The 17482-nt window shown below is 64.0% G+C and carries 14 protein-coding genes and 2 pseudogenes; 7 read left to right on the top strand and 9 right to left on the bottom strand.

Annotated features, from left to right (window positions below; translation table 11 throughout):
• Positions 1-123 precede the first annotated feature (123 nt).
• The 4 genes from C8J44_RS01010 to C8J44_RS00995 all read left to right on the top strand — a co-directional run bounded on the left by C8J44_RS01010 (position 124) and on the right by C8J44_RS00995 (position 2586).
• Positions 124-657 (top strand): sterol desaturase family protein, encoded by a 534-nt coding sequence (locus C8J44_RS01010; RefSeq protein ID WP_121903014.1) that lies wholly within the window; start codon positions 124-126, stop codon positions 655-657.
• On the top strand, positions 654-1451 hold the full coding sequence (locus C8J44_RS01005; RefSeq protein ID WP_259466647.1) for a fatty acid desaturase: 798 nt from the start codon (positions 654-656) through the stop codon (positions 1449-1451). Before C8J44_RS01010 ends, C8J44_RS01005 begins: the two co-directional genes overlap by 4 nt.
• Positions 1448-2260, top strand: coding sequence for a sterol desaturase family protein (locus tag C8J44_RS01000; protein ID WP_121903013.1), 813 nt, complete (start codon positions 1448-1450; stop codon positions 2258-2260). Before C8J44_RS01005 ends, C8J44_RS01000 begins: the two co-directional genes overlap by 4 nt.
• A gap of 95 nt (positions 2261-2355) precedes the next feature.
• Entirely contained in the window at positions 2356-2586 is a 231-nt protein-coding gene (locus C8J44_RS00995; RefSeq protein ID WP_121903012.1) for a hypothetical protein, read from the top strand.
• Between the two features lie 138 nt (positions 2587-2724).
• On the opposite strand, the gene C8J44_RS00990 is transcribed toward C8J44_RS00995, so the two are convergent.
• The 3 genes from C8J44_RS00990 to C8J44_RS00980 form a co-directional block, all read right to left on the bottom strand.
• Entirely contained in the window at positions 2725-5733 is a 3009-nt protein-coding gene (locus C8J44_RS00990) for a TonB-dependent receptor domain-containing protein (RefSeq protein WP_121903011.1), read from the bottom strand.
• A 479-nt stretch (positions 5734-6212) separates the two neighbouring features.
• On the bottom strand, positions 6213-7025 hold the full coding sequence (locus C8J44_RS00985) for a phosphatase PAP2 family protein (protein WP_121903010.1): 813 nt from the start codon (positions 7023-7025) through the stop codon (positions 6213-6215).
• A 72-nt stretch (positions 7026-7097) separates the two neighbouring features.
• Positions 7098-9911: a TonB-dependent receptor gene (locus C8J44_RS00980; RefSeq protein WP_121903009.1), complete on the bottom strand. Its 2814-nt coding sequence runs from the start codon at positions 9909-9911 to the stop codon at positions 7098-7100.
• Between the two features lie 232 nt (positions 9912-10143).
• Between C8J44_RS00980 and C8J44_RS00975 the strand changes: the two genes are divergently transcribed.
• Complete coding sequence (locus tag C8J44_RS00975) at positions 10144-10986, top strand: endonuclease/exonuclease/phosphatase family protein (protein WP_121903008.1); 843 nt, start codon at positions 10144-10146, stop codon at positions 10984-10986.
• Between the two features lie 18 nt (positions 10987-11004).
• Here the strand turns inward: C8J44_RS00975 and C8J44_RS00970 are convergent, their stop codons facing one another.
• From C8J44_RS00970 to C8J44_RS00955, 4 genes are all read right to left on the bottom strand, one after another.
• Positions 11005-12495 carry a hypothetical protein gene (locus C8J44_RS00970; RefSeq protein WP_121903007.1) on the bottom strand — a complete coding sequence of 497 codons (1491 nt, stop codon included), beginning with the start codon at positions 12493-12495 and terminating at the stop codon, positions 11005-11007.
• Positions 12495-13493, bottom strand: coding sequence for an iron-containing redox enzyme family protein (locus C8J44_RS00965; protein ID WP_121903006.1), 999 nt, complete (start codon positions 13491-13493; stop codon positions 12495-12497). The genes C8J44_RS00970 and C8J44_RS00965 overlap by 1 nt, the downstream gene beginning before the upstream one ends.
• A gap of 12 nt (positions 13494-13505) precedes the next feature.
• Positions 13506-14495, bottom strand: coding sequence for an iron-containing redox enzyme family protein (locus C8J44_RS00960; protein ID WP_220683068.1), 990 nt, complete (start codon positions 14493-14495; stop codon positions 13506-13508).
• A gap of 80 nt (positions 14496-14575) precedes the next feature.
• The gene (locus tag C8J44_RS00955) at positions 14576-14758 is read right to left on the bottom strand and encodes a hypothetical protein (protein WP_056049531.1); all 183 of its coding nucleotides are present in this window, start codon (positions 14756-14758) and stop codon (positions 14576-14578) included.
• Between the two features lie 214 nt (positions 14759-14972).
• Here C8J44_RS00955 and C8J44_RS18905 point away from each other — a divergent pair.
• A pseudogene (locus C8J44_RS18905) lies at positions 14973-15148 on the top strand (IS5/IS1182 family transposase); the annotation flags it as partial.
• A 1-nt stretch (position 15149) separates the two neighbouring features.
• Positions 15150-15260 (top strand): annotated as a pseudogene (locus C8J44_RS00950) (IS5/IS1182 family transposase); the annotation flags it as partial.
• Between the two features lie 9 nt (positions 15261-15269).
• Here C8J44_RS00950 and yghU read toward each other — a convergent pair.
• Together yghU and C8J44_RS00940 are read right to left on the bottom strand one after the other, a co-directional pair.
• Positions 15270-16163 (bottom strand): glutathione-dependent disulfide-bond oxidoreductase, encoded by an 894-nt coding sequence (yghU, locus tag C8J44_RS00945; RefSeq protein WP_121903005.1) that lies wholly within the window; start codon positions 16161-16163, stop codon positions 15270-15272.
• Between the two features lie 179 nt (positions 16164-16342).
• Positions 16343-17200, bottom strand: a complete 858-nt coding sequence (locus tag C8J44_RS00940) for a serine hydrolase (RefSeq protein WP_082470737.1) — start codon at positions 17198-17200, stop codon at positions 16343-16345.
• Positions 17201-17482 lie beyond the last annotated feature (282 nt).

Raw genomic sequence — 17482 nt, 5'->3', positions numbered from 1 at the left:
CGCCGTCCTCGGCCGGAAACCGATATTCTCGGCGCAATGCCTCGCATCGCAACGCCTTAGCGCGTATATGGGGCACATGATGAAATCGTCGCATCGATCGGCCGACCAGGGGGCCACACGCTGATGTCCTGGCTCGAGAAACTCGCGATCGTCGCCGTCATGGTGCTGTTCATGGAGTGCTTCGCGTGGGCGACGCACAAATACGTGATGCACGGCTGGGGCTGGGGCTGGCACAAGTCGCACCACGAGGAGCAGGACGGCTGGTTCGAGAAGAACGACTATTATGCGATCGTGTTCGCGATCGTCCCGATCGTGCTGTTCACCGTGGGCCTCTGGTGGGAACCGTTATGGTGGGCCGCACTCGGCATCACCGTCTATGGCGGGATCTACGCGTTCGTCCACGACATGCTGGTGCATCAGCGCGGCGGGTTCCGCTGGGTACCCAAGCAGGGCTATTTCAAGCGTCTGCTCCAGGCGCATCGTCTCCACCACGCGGTAGAGGGCAAGGACGGCACGGTCAGCCACGGGTTCCTGTTTGCGCGCAAGCCGGCCGTGCTGAAGGCGCAGTTGCGCGCCAATGCCGATCCCCAGCGACGCGTCGCACGGCCGGAGGCTCCCTCGTCGGTGGCGGCCCGGTCGGTAGCGGCGGATCAGTGAGCGCAGCATCGCCTTTGCCCGCGGCCTCGCGCGGCGTTGCGGCTCGGCGTCAGGCGTGGATCGGCTTGTCGCTCGCGGCGGCGATCGTCGCGGTGTGGCTCGCGATCCACATCACCGGAATCTTCTTCTGGCGGTGGAGTCTGGCCGCCGTGCCGATCGCCGTCGTGATGGTGGTCGTGCAGACCTGGCTCAGCACCGGCCTCTTCATCGTCGCGCATGACTCGATGCACGGCGCGCTGGCGCCCGGCTATCCGCGGCTCAACCGCCTGACCGGCGCGACCTGTCTCTCGCTGTACGCCTGCCTGTCCTATGCGACCTTGTTGCCGCAACATCATCTGCATCATCGCCATGCCGGCACCGCGAGCGATCCGGATTTCCATGGAGGTGATCCGAGCTTGCTGGGGTGGTTCGGGCAGTTCTTCCGCACCTATTATTCGCACGGGCAGATCGTCCGCATCACGCTCGTCGCGTTGGTCTACACGCTCGTACTGGGCGCGCCGCTGGGGAATATCGTCGTATTCTGGGCGGTGCCCGCACTCGGCGCGGTGTTGCAACTGTTCGTGTTCGGCACCTGGCTGCCGCACCACGAGCGGGACGAGCCGTTTGCCGATCATCACCACGCGCACAGCGCCAAGATCCCGCCTCTGCTGTCGCTGCTGACGTGCTTTCATTTCGGCGGCTATCATCACGAACATCACCTGTCGCCCGGTACGCCGTGGTGGGGCCTGCCCGCTCGACGTCGCGCCCTGACGGTGCGCACCGGCCACCCCGAACCGGCACGACGCGCGCTATGATGCTGGCCATTCTGCTGTCCGCGATCGCGATGACCGTGATCGTTGGCGTTCGCTATCTCGCGGTCTCGGGCGCGTTCGCCTGGGCGACGCGCCGGAAACATCCGGGTCTGTATCTCGGCCTCGACCCGCAGGTCCGGCGCGAGATCGTCTGGAGCCTCGCCTCGGCGGCGATCTACGGCATCCCGGCCGGCGTGGTCGCCTGGGGCTGGCAACATCGCGGCTGGACCCGCGTCTATGCGGACATCCACGCGTATCCGCTCTGGTATTGGCCGGTCTCGGTGCTGCTCTATCTGCTGCTCCACGACGCGTGGTTCTACTGGACGCATCGCTGGATGCACCGGCCTGCGCCGTTCAAGCTCGCCCACGCGCTGCATCATGCCAGCCGACCGCCCACCGCGTGGGCAGCGATGGCGTTCCATCCGATCGAGGCGCTAACCGGCGCGATCGTGATCCCGTTGCTGGTCTTCTTCGTGCCGATCCACATCAGCGGGCTGGCCGTCGTGCTGACGATCATGACGGTCATGGGCGTCACCAACCACATGGGCTGGGAGATCTTTCCGAAGTTCATGTGGTCGGGACGGCTTGGCGGCTGGCTGATCACCGCCAGCCATCACCAGAGGCATCACGAGCTCTATGCGTGCAACTATGGCCTGTATTTCCGGCACTGGGACCGCCTGTGCAGCACCGATCGCGGCGTTGGCGACTTCCTCCGCGAACACGCGCGTGCCGAACGCCGCGCGGCCGCGGCCGATGCGGCTGGCGTGCCGGCTACCGCCGATCAATCAAGCTCCCTACAGTCGAGGCGGTAAGTTCGGGCGATCGCTCGATCATTCGAGCGTAAGTCCGACGGTCTGGCTCCTTATCGCATCGGACGCGTTTTCGCTTCCATCTGAGGGAGATGACAATGACCGACGCCACCGCCGTAAGCGCCCGCCAGCGCGAGATCGCGACCGAGCACCTTCTGTTCAAGCTGATGGAATATGTCGAGGCGCAGCATCCCGGGCTGCTCGACTTCATGGAAGACAGCCTGGATCACCTCGGCGATCCGGCCACCGACGATACCAAGGACGATGAGGGCGTTCGCCGGATCGCGCGCCGGATGATCGTCGGTGCCCGCAAGGAAACTACGAACTAATCACGCCAGTCCGCCTGTAGCGCTACAGGCGGGGCGTATCGACGACGGGTCCGCTGCCGCGCAACGTATCGCCCACCATCCAAACAGAAAGGCGGCCCTCGCGAGAAGGCCGCCTTTCTTCGTCTCTGTCGGCGAGGGTTAGAACTTGAAGTTCGCCCCAGCGCGGAACGTACGACCGATGACACCGGCATAATGCCAGGTCGGCAGGTAGTTGGTCCCCGAATACGACGCCGGCGCGACCGGTGCCTTCTCGTTGGTGAAGTTGCCGACGTTGAAGTTGAACGAGAACTTGTCGTTCACTTCGACCGACACGTTCAGATCGGCATAGATGAACCGCTTGATGTAGCAGAACTTGTCGCCCGTCCCGTACAGGTTGTTCGCGCAGCTCAGGTCGATGTTGCCATTATCGTCGGCGTCGATTTCATCCGCCGCGACCGCCTTGATCCGCGACACGTAATAGGTCGTCGCGGTCAGCGAGAACGCTCCGAACTGCAGCGTGTTCTGCCAATTGCCGCGGATCCGCGGCGTGCCCGCACCCGATGACAGCTCGTACGGTCCAAGCGTTCCGGCAAATTTCTGGACGACGCCGTTACCGTTGTCGACGTTGTACTTGAACAGGCGAGTCACGTCGATCCGGCTGATGAAGCGCGCCTCACCGCCGAGCGGCACGTTGACGTTCGCCCCCAGATCGATGCCCGACACCATCTGGCTCGCCGCGTTGACGTACGGTGCGTTGATGATGAGCACGCGGGGCCGCGCGTTCGGGAACAGCGGATCGATCGAGTCGACTGCGGCGACCGAATAGCCGGTCGGAAGCGGGGTACCGGCGAAATAGGCAGCGCGCGCGTCCGCGGTCTGCGGCCCGGTGACGATTACGTTGGTCTTCTTGATGTTGTAGTAGTCGACCGTGAAGCTGAACCACGGGGTCGGCTCGACGACGATGCCGCCGGTGAAGCTGCGCGACTTTTCTGGCTTCAGGTCCGGGTTGCCAGAAAAGCCCGAACCCACGTTATACGCCAGATTATAGGGATTGCCGTTGGCGCTGCACGACGTGAGCGTCCCCGAGCCGCCATGTTCCAGGATGAAGCTGCACGGCGGCGTCGAGTTGACGAACCCGGCATAGCTCGACCGTGCGTTATTCTCGGCGAACGTCGGTGCGCGGAAGCCCTTCGAATAGGTACCGCGGACTGCGATCTGCTTGATCGGCGTGAACTTCGCACCGATCTTCGGCGAGAAATTGCTGAAGCCTTCCGAGTAATGATCGTAGCGGCCCGAACCGTTGATCTCGAGCGTACTCAGCACCGGCGCGTTGATTTCGAAATAGCCGGCCGTCACGGTGTGCGACCCGAATGCCGCCGACGTGTTGGCATAGCGATCGAGGTTCGCGTTAAGACTGTTGTTTTCCTCGACCTCATGACGGATCTGACCACCGACGGCGACCTGAAGCGGGCCGCCGGGCAAATCGAACAGAGCCTTGCTGACCGACGCATCGAGCGAGGCGAGCGACGTGTGCGAGCCCACCGAATAGCGCGGCGCGACGAGATCACGCGTTGCCTGGCTGTTCAACGACGGATTGACGAAATTGTATGCGCCGGTGTTGATCGCCTGCTTGAGCCCGGCGATGTTGACCACGCCGAGCGAGTCGATGTTCAGGTTGTCCTTCGCGCCGACCGCGTCGACCTGCCAGTTCCAGCCGCCGTCGAAGCTGCCGCGCAGACCAGCGGCGCCGCGGATGACTTCGTTGGTGCGGATCTGGCTCGCAGGCAGATCGCCGAACAGGTAATAAATGCGGGCTGCACCATTGCTGGGATCGTTGGCAAAGGCAGTTGCATATGGGTTGTTCGGGTTGAGTTGGCGGTCGGCTGCCGTGACGCAATTGACGCCCGCCGAGCAAATATACACCGGCAGGACGATACCTGGATTGTTCGATGCGAGCGTCGGCGATGCGCCATAGGGCTGCGTCTGGCGGATCGACAATGGTGGACGCGTCTTGGTCACGACCTGGTTGTGCGAATAGCTGCCCGAGACATAACCTTCGATATTGTCGGCAACCTTTAAGCTCAGACGCCCTGAGAACGCGTACCGCTCCTGGGCTGGCTGGACTTGTGTATACTCGTTCGTGTTGTCGTGCTTGCATGCGGTGCCGCCAGCCGCGCCGGCGACCGTATAGGTTCCGTTGGCGCAGTTGAGGTTCAAGGAGGTGTAAGTGCCCGTTGCGGCGGCACCGCCGGCAAACGGATTGTTCAGGTCGGTCTGCGTGGAACGGCGAACGATCGCGTTGATGGTATTCTGCGGAAGTGCGTTGTCGTTCGGATTGCCGTCCGCACCGCCGATCGAACTGAGGTCGAGCGTGTTGAACGGAAACTTGCGATCGCTGACCGAGATCGCGGTGTCCTTCTGATACTCGCCGTTGACGTAGAAGTTGAACCCCTGGCGGTCATAGTCGCCGATACCCGCGGTCAGGTTGGCGCGGTAACGTCCACCGTCGCCGAGTTCGGAAATGCCGCCCTCGGCGGTGCCCGACACGCCGACGACGTGCTTTTTCATGATGATGTTGACGACGCCGCCGATCGCGTCGGCGCCATAGCTCGACGACGCGCCGTCCTTGAGCACTTCGACCCGCTCGACCGCGCTGAACGGGATCGAGTTCAGATCGACATAGGCGTTGTGGCCGTCATCGTTGAGCGGGAAGTTGGTCGAGCGCAGCCCGTCGATCAGCACCAGCGTCGACGAGACGCCGAGACCGCGCAACGACACAGCAGCGCCGCCAGCCGAAAAGCCGTTCTGGAAGCCGGTCGAGATCGAGCCGGCGCCATCTGCGGAGATCGAGCGCACCGCGTCGTTGATGTTGGTGATACCCGCGCGCTGCAGCGTCTGCGTGGTCAGCACGGTGACCGGCGACGGCGTCTCGGTGTCGGTCCGGCGGAACAGCGAACCGGTGACGACGATCTCCTGACCGGTCGCATCGGCCGGCTCGGCCTTGGTATCCTGCGGCGCGATCGTCGCGGGAGCCGGCGCGGTTGCCGACGCGTCGGTGGCGGTGGTCGCATCCTGTGCGAAACCGGCGGCCGTCGAAAGAATGAATGCCAGCGGCGTAGCGGCGGCGAGAAGGATCGCCTTCGAGGTCGAACGATATGTCGAGATCATGAAATAATTTCCCCCAGTGGCCCCGAACGGTCGCTTTGACGATCCGTCCGAAACGATGTGTCCAAACCGCCGCCGCGCGGCCGGTCAGGACTATGGGGAAAGAAATGAGGTAACGTATCTGTCATGTAAAGCCGCAATGCTGGCGTGTGACGAACAGCGCGACATAGTGACGGAAATGACACAATCGGTGTCAGGAACACGAGTGAATTTGTAATATTTTCACTGGATGGCGGCAGGGCGTACGAAAATTACATAAGGCTGTCGCCCCGTGACGCCGGTCAGCGGGCCGCGTCCGAGCCGCTGGAAAGATAACGGGGACAACGACACGCCCTACCCAGCGTGCGCGTAGTTTGCGCGTGGCGGGCGTTCAGACGGTCTTACCGTGCGCTGCGCTCGCGCTCGATTGCTCTAGCATTTCGACTGTCGCCACATGTCTTTACCCGGTGAACCACGGGGACTCACCCGACCCGAATAGGCGTCTAACCTAGAATGGGCTGGGCGATCAGCGCCCGTTCGGCGGCACAGCCGGCAACCCCCGAACGGGCAGCGGCTGGGGATTGCCGTAGCGCCGATAGCTCGGTCCGCGCGGCCGCGAGATCCGCCTGGAACGCGGGCGACGACGCCAGCGCGGTCAACGTGGCACTCGCCGACAATCGGCCGGCTTCCACGGCACTGGCGTTGTGCGCGCCACAGACGATGCGGCTTTCCCCGAACGCGCGACCGCGTGCGAGGATGGCGGTCGCGCGGTCGGGTGCGAGTTGTGCCAGCAAGGTCGCCCACGTCCACCCCGCCGTGGTATGCCCCGACGGATAGTCGTAACTTCCCTGCAATTCGCCAACCGGCTGGCATACCGCGCCCTTGTCGATCAGATAGGGGCGCTGTCGCTTGTAGAATGACTTCGCGATGCCGGTGTTGCGCGCCGTGTCGGAACCGGCTTTCTCGATCAGGCGCGCGGTCAGTGGTGCGTTGGCGGGCGTGAGCTCGACCCCCATCGCACAACTGAAATCGCGCATCATGTCGCCGGTGCCGAGCTTTACGTCGTTGGTAGCCAGTCGCCAGCGCGGCGAGCCGACCAACGCACGCGTCTGGCGGAAGATCGCGCGATCCGCCTGCCAGCGCGGGTCGTCCCGCTGCGGCGCAGGCGGAAGCACCGCGAGGATATCGAACGCGCCTTTCGCCAGATAGACGAGCGGCTCCTCGCCTTCGGGGCGTTCGACGACGCCTTGCGCCAGGGCAACGGCGGAAAGACCGAGTATCGCGGTCGCTGCAAGAATGGCTGAGGGCACCCGCATTTCGGCGTCTCCTGGGTCGGTCGTGGGAGTACCTTGCCGATCGATGAGATCGGCAGGTGTCGGGAAACGCGGCTAGAAACCTGCCGTGAGCGTCATCGTGAAGGTCCGGCCCCAGCGGACGATCTGCGGAACCTGATAGCTGTCCGGGCCGACCGTGCGATAATAGCTGATATTATCGAAGATGTTCGACACCGCACCCGCGATTTTCAGATCGCTGTTGACGCTGTAGCCGACCGTCGTGTCGACGCTGCTGGTCGCGCGCTGCGTGTCGTTCAGCGCCTTGCCACCAAACGTGCCGAACCGGTACGCCGCGATCAACGGGCCGTTGTAGCGGTACGATACGTTCGCGGAGAGGCCGCCCTTTTCGTAGAATAGCGACGCGTTGTAGAGCCGTTCGGGTGCCCCCTGCATCGGCTGCGACTTGTCGGTCGACGCGTCGTTCAGATGCGCCCAGGAATGCTGCAGCGTCATGTTTCCGGATATGCCGAACCCGGATTCCCAGCCCGGCAACTCCACCAGCTGGTAGCGTGCAGCGACTTCCACGCCGTAAAGGCCTGCGGTTCCGCCGTTGACCGGCTTGGACACCGACTGAAGGCCATCGACCGCGATCTGCGAGGCGCGGAAGTCGGTGCCCCGATCGTAGAGATAATCGCTCAACGCCTTGTAATAGCCGGCGACGGAGGCGCTGAAACCGCGATGCTGGTGTTCGATGCTGGCGTCGAAATTCCAGGATTTGACGGCCTTCAGGTCCGGGTTGCCCTCGGTCACGCTGATCGTGCCGTCCGAGTTCACGCTCGTCTGGCTTCCGCCGGCAAGCTGGAAGAACGCCGGGCGCGTGTAGCTGCGCCAGACCGCACCGCGAATGACGTTCTCCTCGCCCGAACGGTAGTTGGCGTGAAGGCTCGGGAGGAGAATGTCGTAGTGGGTCCTGCTGGACTTGAAGCCTTCCTGTAGCGCCGATCCCGAGGTGCCGTCGACGCTGACGGAATTCCAGAAGATGTTGTTGATATCCGTATGCTCGAACCGGAGGCCCGGCTGGACCTCGAGCGCGTTGCTGACGATCTTGGCGAGCGCGTACCCCGCATAGACGTTTTCATGCCCCGACAGCGTGTTCCGATTGAAGTCGTTGGCGGACAGCGTCGTGGCCGCTGCGGCGTTACGCGCGGCGGCGGTAAGCGCGGCGCCATCTCCTCGTACGAAGGTGTACGGATAGTATTCCCGATCGATCGACGACTCCTCGCCCCGCGCGAACGGGCTGGCGTTCAGTGTCTGGCCGGCGGGCAGGAAGTTCAGATTGCTGTAGTCGCGCGAGAAGCTGTCGCGCGTACTGTGCACGACCTTGACGCCGGCGGTCAGCGATTCCAGCCACGACCCGATCTTGTAGGTCGCATCGAAGCGTCCGCCGAGCTTGGAGGCGGTGCTGCGCGAGTTGGTGAACTCGCCGCTGTCCTGTTCGACGCCGTACAGCGCATTGTTGTTGAAACGGGCGAGCTGCGCAGTGCTGAGCAGGGGCAGAGGATATCCGTTGCGATAGGAGGCCGCGAAGGGGCCGTTCAACTGGTTGCCCGCGAACGTCTGGTAGGTCACCTCCGAATGGTCCGGTGCCGCGCTTTTGCCCCAGCTCCAGAAGCCGCTGTAGCCGAGCGTCAGGCGACCTGCATCGGTCGTACCGCCGATGACTCCGGAAGCGAGCGTGGATTGCGCCGGCGCCGTTTCGAACCACGCGTGATATTCGCCGTCGCTCTCGGCATTCTGGTAAAGACCATCGGGACGCACGACCGCGGCCGAATAGCGGTCGGCCTGGATGCTTTTCTGATAGATGTTCTGTTCGATGTTCGAGACCGCATAGGTGCCGCGCGCGTAGAGTTTCGTGGCGCCCAGATGCCAGTCGAACCCGAGTGCGCCGCCATAGCGCACCTGATTGCCCTCGCTGAACTGGGCATTGGTGCTGGTCAGCAGCAGATTGTCCTTCTTGGAAAATCCGTCGGGATTGCTGCCCTGCTCGCCTTGCGAGACCGCGAATTCCCATTGGCCTGCCTGGAAGTCGACCATCGTCGACGCGAAATACCGCTTGCCGTAATAGCCCGATGCATAGACGCCGAACTGCTCGTCGTTGCCGAAGCGGTGCGAGACTTCGGCCTGCACCATCCCCGTCCCGGCCGGCGTGTGATAGTCGAGCGCGTATTGGCTCAGGCCACCCTGCAGATAGAGACCGACATGCGTCTTTTTGTCGAAGTCGAAGGCGGACGGCGTGCGGAAGTCGATCGTGCCACCGATCGCGTCGCCATCCATGTCCGCCGTCGACGTCTTGTTGACGACCACCGCGGCGATGCCGACCGGGGGCAACAGATCGAGCTGGATCTGGCGCGAATACGGCATGCCCTGCGCCGCGTTCGCGCCGTTGACGAGATTGACGTTGTACGAACCGCTCAGCCCGCGAAGATAGACGAAGCTCGCGCCACCCCGCGCCGCGCCGTCGAGGCCGCCGTGATTGCCGGACGAGGGCGTGCCGAAAAAGTCGGTCGGTGCGATTGAGATACCGGGCAGTCGTGCCATCGCATCGACGACGCTGACATTGGGTTGGCGCTGGAGGTCGGCGCTCGACAGAACGCTGGTCGTGCCCGTCGACTCGATTTCCGCTTTCTTCGACGCGTGTCCGGTGACGACGATCTCCTCACCGGCAGCATTCTTGACCTCGTCGGACTTGCCGACGACGATCCCCTGCGCCTGGGCTTGCGCGGATGGTGCATCGGCACCCTTTGCATAGGCGGCAGACGGCAGGGCCAACGTGGCAATTGCAATCGCCAGACCTGCGGCACTGCCGCGCAAAGCGAGCACGCCGGACATCGGACGCACGTCCTCGGCAGAACGATCAAATCTGTTCATGCAACACCTGAAAATGGGGAATAACTTTGGTCTGCGCCGCCCCTAGTAGGAGCGTATGACGGCGATGTGACGTATCGTATAATATATGTAACGCCGTTTTAGGCGTGGTCGCACAATCGAAAAAGGCAGCGATAGTGAGCATCAGTCGATGTCATCAGACGGACACGAACCCCGATTAGCGCGGCGGAGTCCGATCGGATCATCCAGACATTCTTCGTGCAGCAGGTTTTCGATGAAGCGCCATTCCCTCAAGATCCTGGCTACCCTGACCTTGGCCCAGCCAATGCCGGCGGTCGCACAGGACCTGCGCGTCATGACCTTCAACGTGCGCTATCCGAACCCGGACGACGGTCCGAACGTATGGGCAAAGCGCCGCAACCTGTTCGCGAATACGGTGCGCGCGGCCAATCCCGACGTGATCGGAACACAGGAGCTATTCCAGTCGCAAAGCCGCGATGTCGTCCATGCGCTGCCCAAATTCCGCTGGTTCGGCCGCGACCGTTTCGGCGGGCATGCGACCGAGCATATGGGGATCTTCTACCGCACCGATCATCTCCGTCTCGTCAGCCAGGGGGATTTCTGGCTTTCCGAAACCCCGGAGGCGCCAGGCAGCATGGCATGGGGTGCGACGCTGCCACGGATGGTCACCTGGGGCATCTTCGCGACGCGCGGCACGAAGCCCTACAGGTTTCTCATGATCGACACGCATTTCGCGAACCGCGATGTCGAAGACGAGGAAGCCCGTCGTCGATCCGCAGACCTGATCGCCGCCAGGCTACCGATGCTCGCCAAGGGCCTGCCGATCGTGCTCACCGGGGATTTCAACGCGACGCCCGACAGCGAAGCGCATCGTCGGCTGGCGGCCGTCCTAACGGATGTCTGGGCGACCTCGCCGACGAAAACTGGTCCTGAAGGCACGTTCCACGACTTCACCGGCAAGCCCCAGGCAATGATCGACTACATCATGGTACGCGGTTTCGCGCCGGTCAGCGCCGCCGTGCTGACCGATCACGCCGGCGACCGCTATCCGTCGGACCATTTTCCGATCGTTGCCGTGCTGCGTCGCAAAGACTGAGCCCTCCGACGTCTCACCTCAAGCCGAACCACCGCCGGGGGCCAGCGGGCGACCGAGCGGACCCTGCAGGTGCAACGACGTTTGCGATCCGTAGAAGTCGGCGATCCCGCCCCAGGCGCGGTGGTTGAGTTCGAGCAGGAACAGGATGCGGCGCATGACGCGCGCCTGCGTCGCAGGGGGTATTACGACGATGTGCTCGAACGCGTCGCGCGAGATGCTGTTGTGGTTCAGATCCTCGTTCAGTTCGTCATGATCGCCCGCCAGATCGCTGAACGCGGGATTGGTACGCGCGACCGAAGCGAGCCTAAGCGACATCTTGGGTGGTTCGCCGAACACGCCTTCGATGACCATGACAGACGCGCAGGACGTGACCGGATCGACCTGCGCGACGAGCGTCAACAGGTCGACGAACGCGAAATGCAGCGGCAGCGGTACCGCGCGATCAAGCGCCGCCTGGGTGATGCCGAGCGTCTCGCAGGTCGTGCTCTCGAGCGCCTCGTGCCCGACCTCCTCGCCGAAATAGCGGAACATCATCGCGCGCAGCGGCGCGATCAGCCGGCGACTGAGATTGGGCGCGATGATCTCCACGAACCGGCAGGTCACGTGATATTGCTCGATGAACGGCCCCGCGATCAGCGGCGACCAGCGATCGCCGAGCGCGTCGAGCATCGTGACATACGGGTTTTCGCCCCATCTCCCCAGCGTGCTGCGGGTCAGCATCTCGACGCGGCGCATGAATTCGAGGCCCGACAGCGTCGGCAGATCGGGGATCGGCGGAACGGCGAAGCGCAGCGCGGCATCGCCGGTCGAGTCCGCCAGCGCGCGCCCGATCAGCCAGAGGTGCGATTCCAGATCGCGCGGATCGTAGAGCGACAGCGCCTCCACGATCGCGTCGCTCTCCGGCAGCGCGGCGTCATCGCCCGCGATCCGCGCGAGCATCACACCGGCGGCGATCAGGGTCAGTGGCGCCGAATTTCGGAAATAGGCGAACTCGGCGATGATCAGCCCGAGATGGAAATTGGGCTGGACGTCCGCGTCGAACGGGTCTCCCGTGGTGCCCAATGTCGCGCTGGCGAGCGCGATGTCCGACTCGATCCTCAGCACGGCCGCGTGTGCCACGAGGCGGCCGAGCCGGTTGGCTGGCAGGTCTGCCCGAATGGCGATGATGGTGCCGTCGATACATGCGTCGATCGCGGCGATTCGCGCGGCAAGCGTCTGCCGGATCTCGTCATGCCCCTCCCCGATCAGCGCGCGGCCATCGAGAAACGCACCCAGCGCCCCCCAACCGTCAGCGCCCGCTTCGCGCATCAGGTCCCATAACGGGGCGCCGCCGTCGCGCAGCGTCGCCAGTTCGGCTGCCATCCGTGTCGCCGACGCGGCATCGTCGAGCGCGAGGACATATCGCGCATCGCCCTGCGTAAGTGCGATCGCGGACGCATCGGGCGCATGCTCGATCGCGTCGACGCACAAGCGCGGATCGGCGTAGCGGTGGAAGGTCCAGAGATCCATCAGGAGTCCTCGAAGATGCGCGGGATCGCCGCACGGGGCTGGGCGTAGAACGTCAGGATCTGCTCTTCCTGTAGGATCATCGTTTCGATCATCAGCGCGACGTTGCGCTTGACCACCACCGCGGCCTCGCGGTCGACCACACCTTCGAGCGCCATCAAGTCACGCGAGATGTCGGCATGGTCGTAATCCGCGTTCAGGTCGGCATGATCGCGCAGCGGCAGGTAGAAGGCGGCGGGTAGATCGAGTTCGCGGCAGCGATCGTCGAACGCGTCGACGAACGCCACCTGCGCCACCTCGAACAGGAACAGGACGGCCTTGAACGACAGCGGGTGCTGGCGCGCATAGACGCCCAGCGCGGCACAGAGCGCAAACGTGGTCGGTAGCGGCTGATGCGCTTCCAGCTCGTCCGGGGTCAGACCGACCGCCTCCAGCGCGCGCGCCAGGAACGCGTCGTGGCCGAGTTCGGATTTGAGGAAACCTTGAAGCAGATCGCGTTCCCGCGGAGTCCTGGCAGTCGCGAGCGCGGGCCCGATCAGCCCCGGCGCCGCCTTGACGATGTAGAAATATTCGAGCGCATAGCCGATCAGCTGTTCGCGCGTCGCGCGATGCTCGACGAGCGCGGTGTGGAATGCGGACCGCGCGACGCGCTGCGTGACGCGCTCGGCGATCCGGCGGATCTCGCGGTAAAGCTGCGCGCCGCTGACCAGCCCCTCCGTGCGCGGTTCGGATTCGACCAACAGCCGGACCGCGTCGAACCCCTGGAGCAGCGCCGGTACCTTGTCGGCGATCTCGGGAACGCCGGCGATCATCGCGTCGATCGCCACGCCGCCGCCCACGAGCTGGTCGATCAGGCGAGCTACGGCAGGCGCCTCCGCGGTCCCGAACGCGAACGCGCACCTGGTCTTGCCGATGCGGATCACGGCCTCGTTCGGTTCGATATCCGTGGTGACGCCGAGCCGAAACTTGGGCTGGCTGAGCCCGGCTATGGTGGCCTCCATGCTATCGTCCTTTCACAGATCGGAGACGCGGCGGAGCAGGGGCGCATCGCCGGTATAGTGCCGCCAGACGCCCGAGTAGAACGCGTCATACAGGTCGACGAACAACGGCATCTGCGCCTTCAGACGGCGTACGTCGGTCTCGGCGATTGCGGGGACCTGCTGGAAGATCAGCCGGGTGAGGTTGCCATGCCCCGCGTCGATGTTGATGTTCGCATGCGTGCGCAGCGGGCCGACGAAGCCGTCGTCCATGCCGACCCGGGTACACGCCTCGATGAAGCTGTCCTCCTTCATGCCCTGGCCTTCGAGCAGGCCGAGCGTCGAAAAGAAGAACAGCGGATCGTTGTGCGCCCAATAGGCAAGCGCGTTGCACAGCGCCATCGTCTCGGGCAGCGGGATCGCGTCCTGCATATCCGCATAGGTCAGGCCGACATGCGTGAGCGATCGCAGCAGGATCTCGTCATGGCCATATTCTTCGGAGAAGAACTCGTTCAGCAACAGCCTGACGGCGGTGTTGGGTACGTAGGACAGCACCGGCGCGTCGAAATAGCTTTCGCGGAACAGGAAATGCCAGTTCTCAATCACCATGCCGGTGGCAAGCCGCTGCGAAAGATCGCCCGGCGCGTTGGCGGCGAGGCAGGTCTGCCAGAACGGGTTGCGGTAGATCGTCGTCTCGCAGCGCGCCTCGACCAGTTCCTCGAGCTCCAGGATGACCTCGGATCCGGAGCGAAACGGCGGCAGCGCGGTGTCGTCGAGCAGGCCCAGCCCGTCGAGCGATGCGACGAGATCGTCGGCCACCTCGCGCCGGAGCGCAGGCTCGTCGGCGACGATCCGGTCTAGCGTGGTCGCGCCGTCCATTCGGCGCAGCGCGCGTTCGAGCACGGACTGCGGCATGTCGCGGGCGACGAGCGTATGGCGGTCGCCGAGCAGCAGCGCGGTCCCGCCGACGCGGATTTCGGTCTTCAGCCGGGGGCGGCCAATGGTCTGGATGTCTTCGATCTGCACGCTATCGTCCGATCGCGGTCGCGCGGTCGCGCATGGCCGGCGGTGCGGGCACGCCGCACGGCCGGCCAGCAGCGAACACGTCAGAGGTGGATGGCGATCAAGGTCGGGCGGCCATCGGCCTTCTCGACCGTGAACAAGAAGTGCTTCCCGCCCAGGGTGCCGGTGTTGATGTACAGATCGGGCTTCTTGCCGTCGAACGTGTTGTTCGCGAGATCGGCATGCTTCACTTCGTGAACGGTCGGATGTGCGGCAGCTGCAGACATGATGTCCTCCTTTGTCGTGGTGCCGGCTTCGTCGAGCCGGCTGGGAGGAATGCTCTGCCCGGACGCAGAGGGGATCAATCGAAGACGCCTCCGTTATGGCGTCACCGCGACGCCCCTCCTCGACAGATAGACCCGAAACGACGCAGATCGCCGCAAGGGATTATAGTCTACGAGCCGATAGTCCTTCGCTCAGGGTCAGGACCCATGACGTGGGAGGCGCGATCTGACCCAGGCTCACGCGCCGGTCGCGTATGGTCCGCACAAGACGCTGTACACCCGGTGAAGTGAAAGAGGCGCTTCGTCCGCATGATGAAGGGATTGGCTGCCACGAATGCCAAACCGAATCCCATCATGATCGACGCGACCTACCTCAAGGCACACCGCATGGCTCGGCCGCCTGAAGGACTGGCGCCCCGTCGCGACCCGCTACGACCGACGCCCCACGGTCTTCTTCTCCGCCACCGCCCTCGCTGCCACCGTCATCTTCCAGCTAGAACAGTGAGTTCCAACCCTAGCGCGTCTCGCCTTCCGTCGCCGTCGCGTCGAGCTTGTCCTGCGTCCTAGTCTCGAAGTCGCCCGCGTCGTGGCGTTCGTGGAGCTGACTGGCGGGATCGCCGATCACGCGGTTGACCATCCGCCCGCGCTTCACCGCAGACCGCGCACCGATCAAGTCGGTCCAGCGCAGGACGTTCTTGTAGTCGTTCGCCTGAAGGAACTCGGCAGCCTCGTAGACCTGACCGCTCACGAGCGCGCCGTACCACGGCCATATGGCCATATCGGCGATCGAATACTCGTCTCCGCCGATATATTCGCTCTCGCCAAGGCGCCGGTCGAGGACGTCGAGCTGGCGCTTCACCTCCATCGCGAAGCGGTCGATCGCATATTCGATCTTTACGGGCGCATAGGCATAGAAATGCCCGAACCCGCCGCCGAGCATCGGGCCAGCGCCCATCTGCCAGAACAACCACGACAGCACTTCGGCGCGCTTGGCGGGATCGGTGGGAAGGAACGCGCCGAATTTCTCGGCAAGATACACCAGGATCGAACCGGACTCGAAGACCCGGATCGGAGTCGCGCCGCTGCGATCGACCAGCGCCGGTATCTTCGAATTGGGATTGGCCTCGACGAAACCGCTGCCGAACTGGTCGCCGTCCATGATCCTGATCAGCCACGCGTCGTATTCGGCGCCGACGTGCCCGGCAGCGAGCAGCTCCTCGAGCATCACGGTCACCTTCACGCCGTTGGGCGTTGCCAGCGAATAGAGCTGGAGCGGATGCTTGCCGACGGGGAGTGGCTTGTCATGCGTCGCGCCCGCGCTCGGACGATTGATGCTGGCGAACCGGCCTCCGCTCTCCTTGTTCCACGTCCAGATCTTGGGCGGCACGTATTCGGCGGTCTCGGTCATCAGGTCTCTCCGCGACGATTAGGGACTCTCCCGTCGGCGATAGGCGGTAATCCGGAATTGCTCCAGCCGTTTGGGACGCGACGGTATCTTCGTCAGCCGCACATTCAGGTGACCAATGATCGAAATGCACCTCCGTCAGCCTGCGCCGGTACACAGCGACCGACCCAAGGACCGTGCGACTACCGCATTTGCATGAAGATCGAGACCGCGTTGCGGACGCTATCCGCAAACCGGTCATAGATCGCCCGCGCAACCTGGGCGATGACGGGCTGGCGATCGCGTCCACCGCGCGCAAACACCGCGACGGCCACGCGGCGGCCGTCGGGCATGGTAATGAACCCGACGTCGTTGGTGATACCGTCGAGCGTGCCGGTCTTGTCCTCCACGCGCGTACCGGCGGGGAGCAATGCACGGATACGGCGCGTGCCGGTCGCGCATCGGCTCATCAGCTCCAACAGGAACGTGCGGCTTTGCGCCGTCAGGACGGTACCGTTGTCGATCTTGTTCAACAGCGTGACCATCGCGACCGGCGTGGCGACATCCCGGCTGTCGGCAAGGTGGCCGCGCTCCCGCAGCAGCTGGGCTATGGTCCGGTCCATCCGGATACCGGTGATATTCTGCGACGACAGCCACTGCTGGATCGCGCCGGGGCCGCCGAGCGCAGCCAGCAACTGATCGGTGGCCTGATTATCGCTGCGGATGATCATCAGCTCCATGACCTTCGCCGCGGGCCGGCCGACGATCATGTCGCCAAGGCTGCGTCGTCCCTGATCGACCTCGCCGAGATAGGCGGCTGCGATGGCGAGCTTGACCGTGCTCGCCATCGGAAACGGGGTATCGCCATTGATCGAAACGGTCGAGCCATCGCGAAGGTCCAGCGCAGCGATGCCATAGTCGCCGGAGCGTTCCGCGATCAGCTTGCTCAGCGCGTGCTCGAGCCCGATGAGGTCCGGAGAGCTTGCGGCCGCCGGTGCCGGGACGAGGACGGTCGCGGCGATACAGGACAGAAACAGATGGGAAAGCCGGGGTGCGTGCATCGATCGTCCTTGCGTATAGCTCTTCGGCAGCCTGCTCCTGCTAAACCGAAAAACCTGAACACATCGTGTTGCCCGCCGGCGAAATGCACACAACGACGCGTCGAGTGTCGTTCATCGCGAAACCGGGCAGATGTGCCTACGCATTGGCGGCTTTTTGGGCAAGCGGCGCTGAGCCAAGCCGCTGCGATCGTCGCACGAGATGATGGAGACCGTGGATAGGGTGAGCGGTGCCAGGCGGGTATGACTCCCGACCCTCGGGCAGACCGTGGCAACGCTATTTCC

Origin of the sequence: Sphingomonas sp. PP-CE-3A-406 (assembly GCF_003688625.1) — a bacterium.
Classification (GTDB): Bacteria; Pseudomonadota; Alphaproteobacteria; order Sphingomonadales; family Sphingomonadaceae; genus Sphingomonas.
Note: the sequence above shows the minus strand (reverse complement) of the source record. Positions and strands in the feature narration are given on the sequence as shown.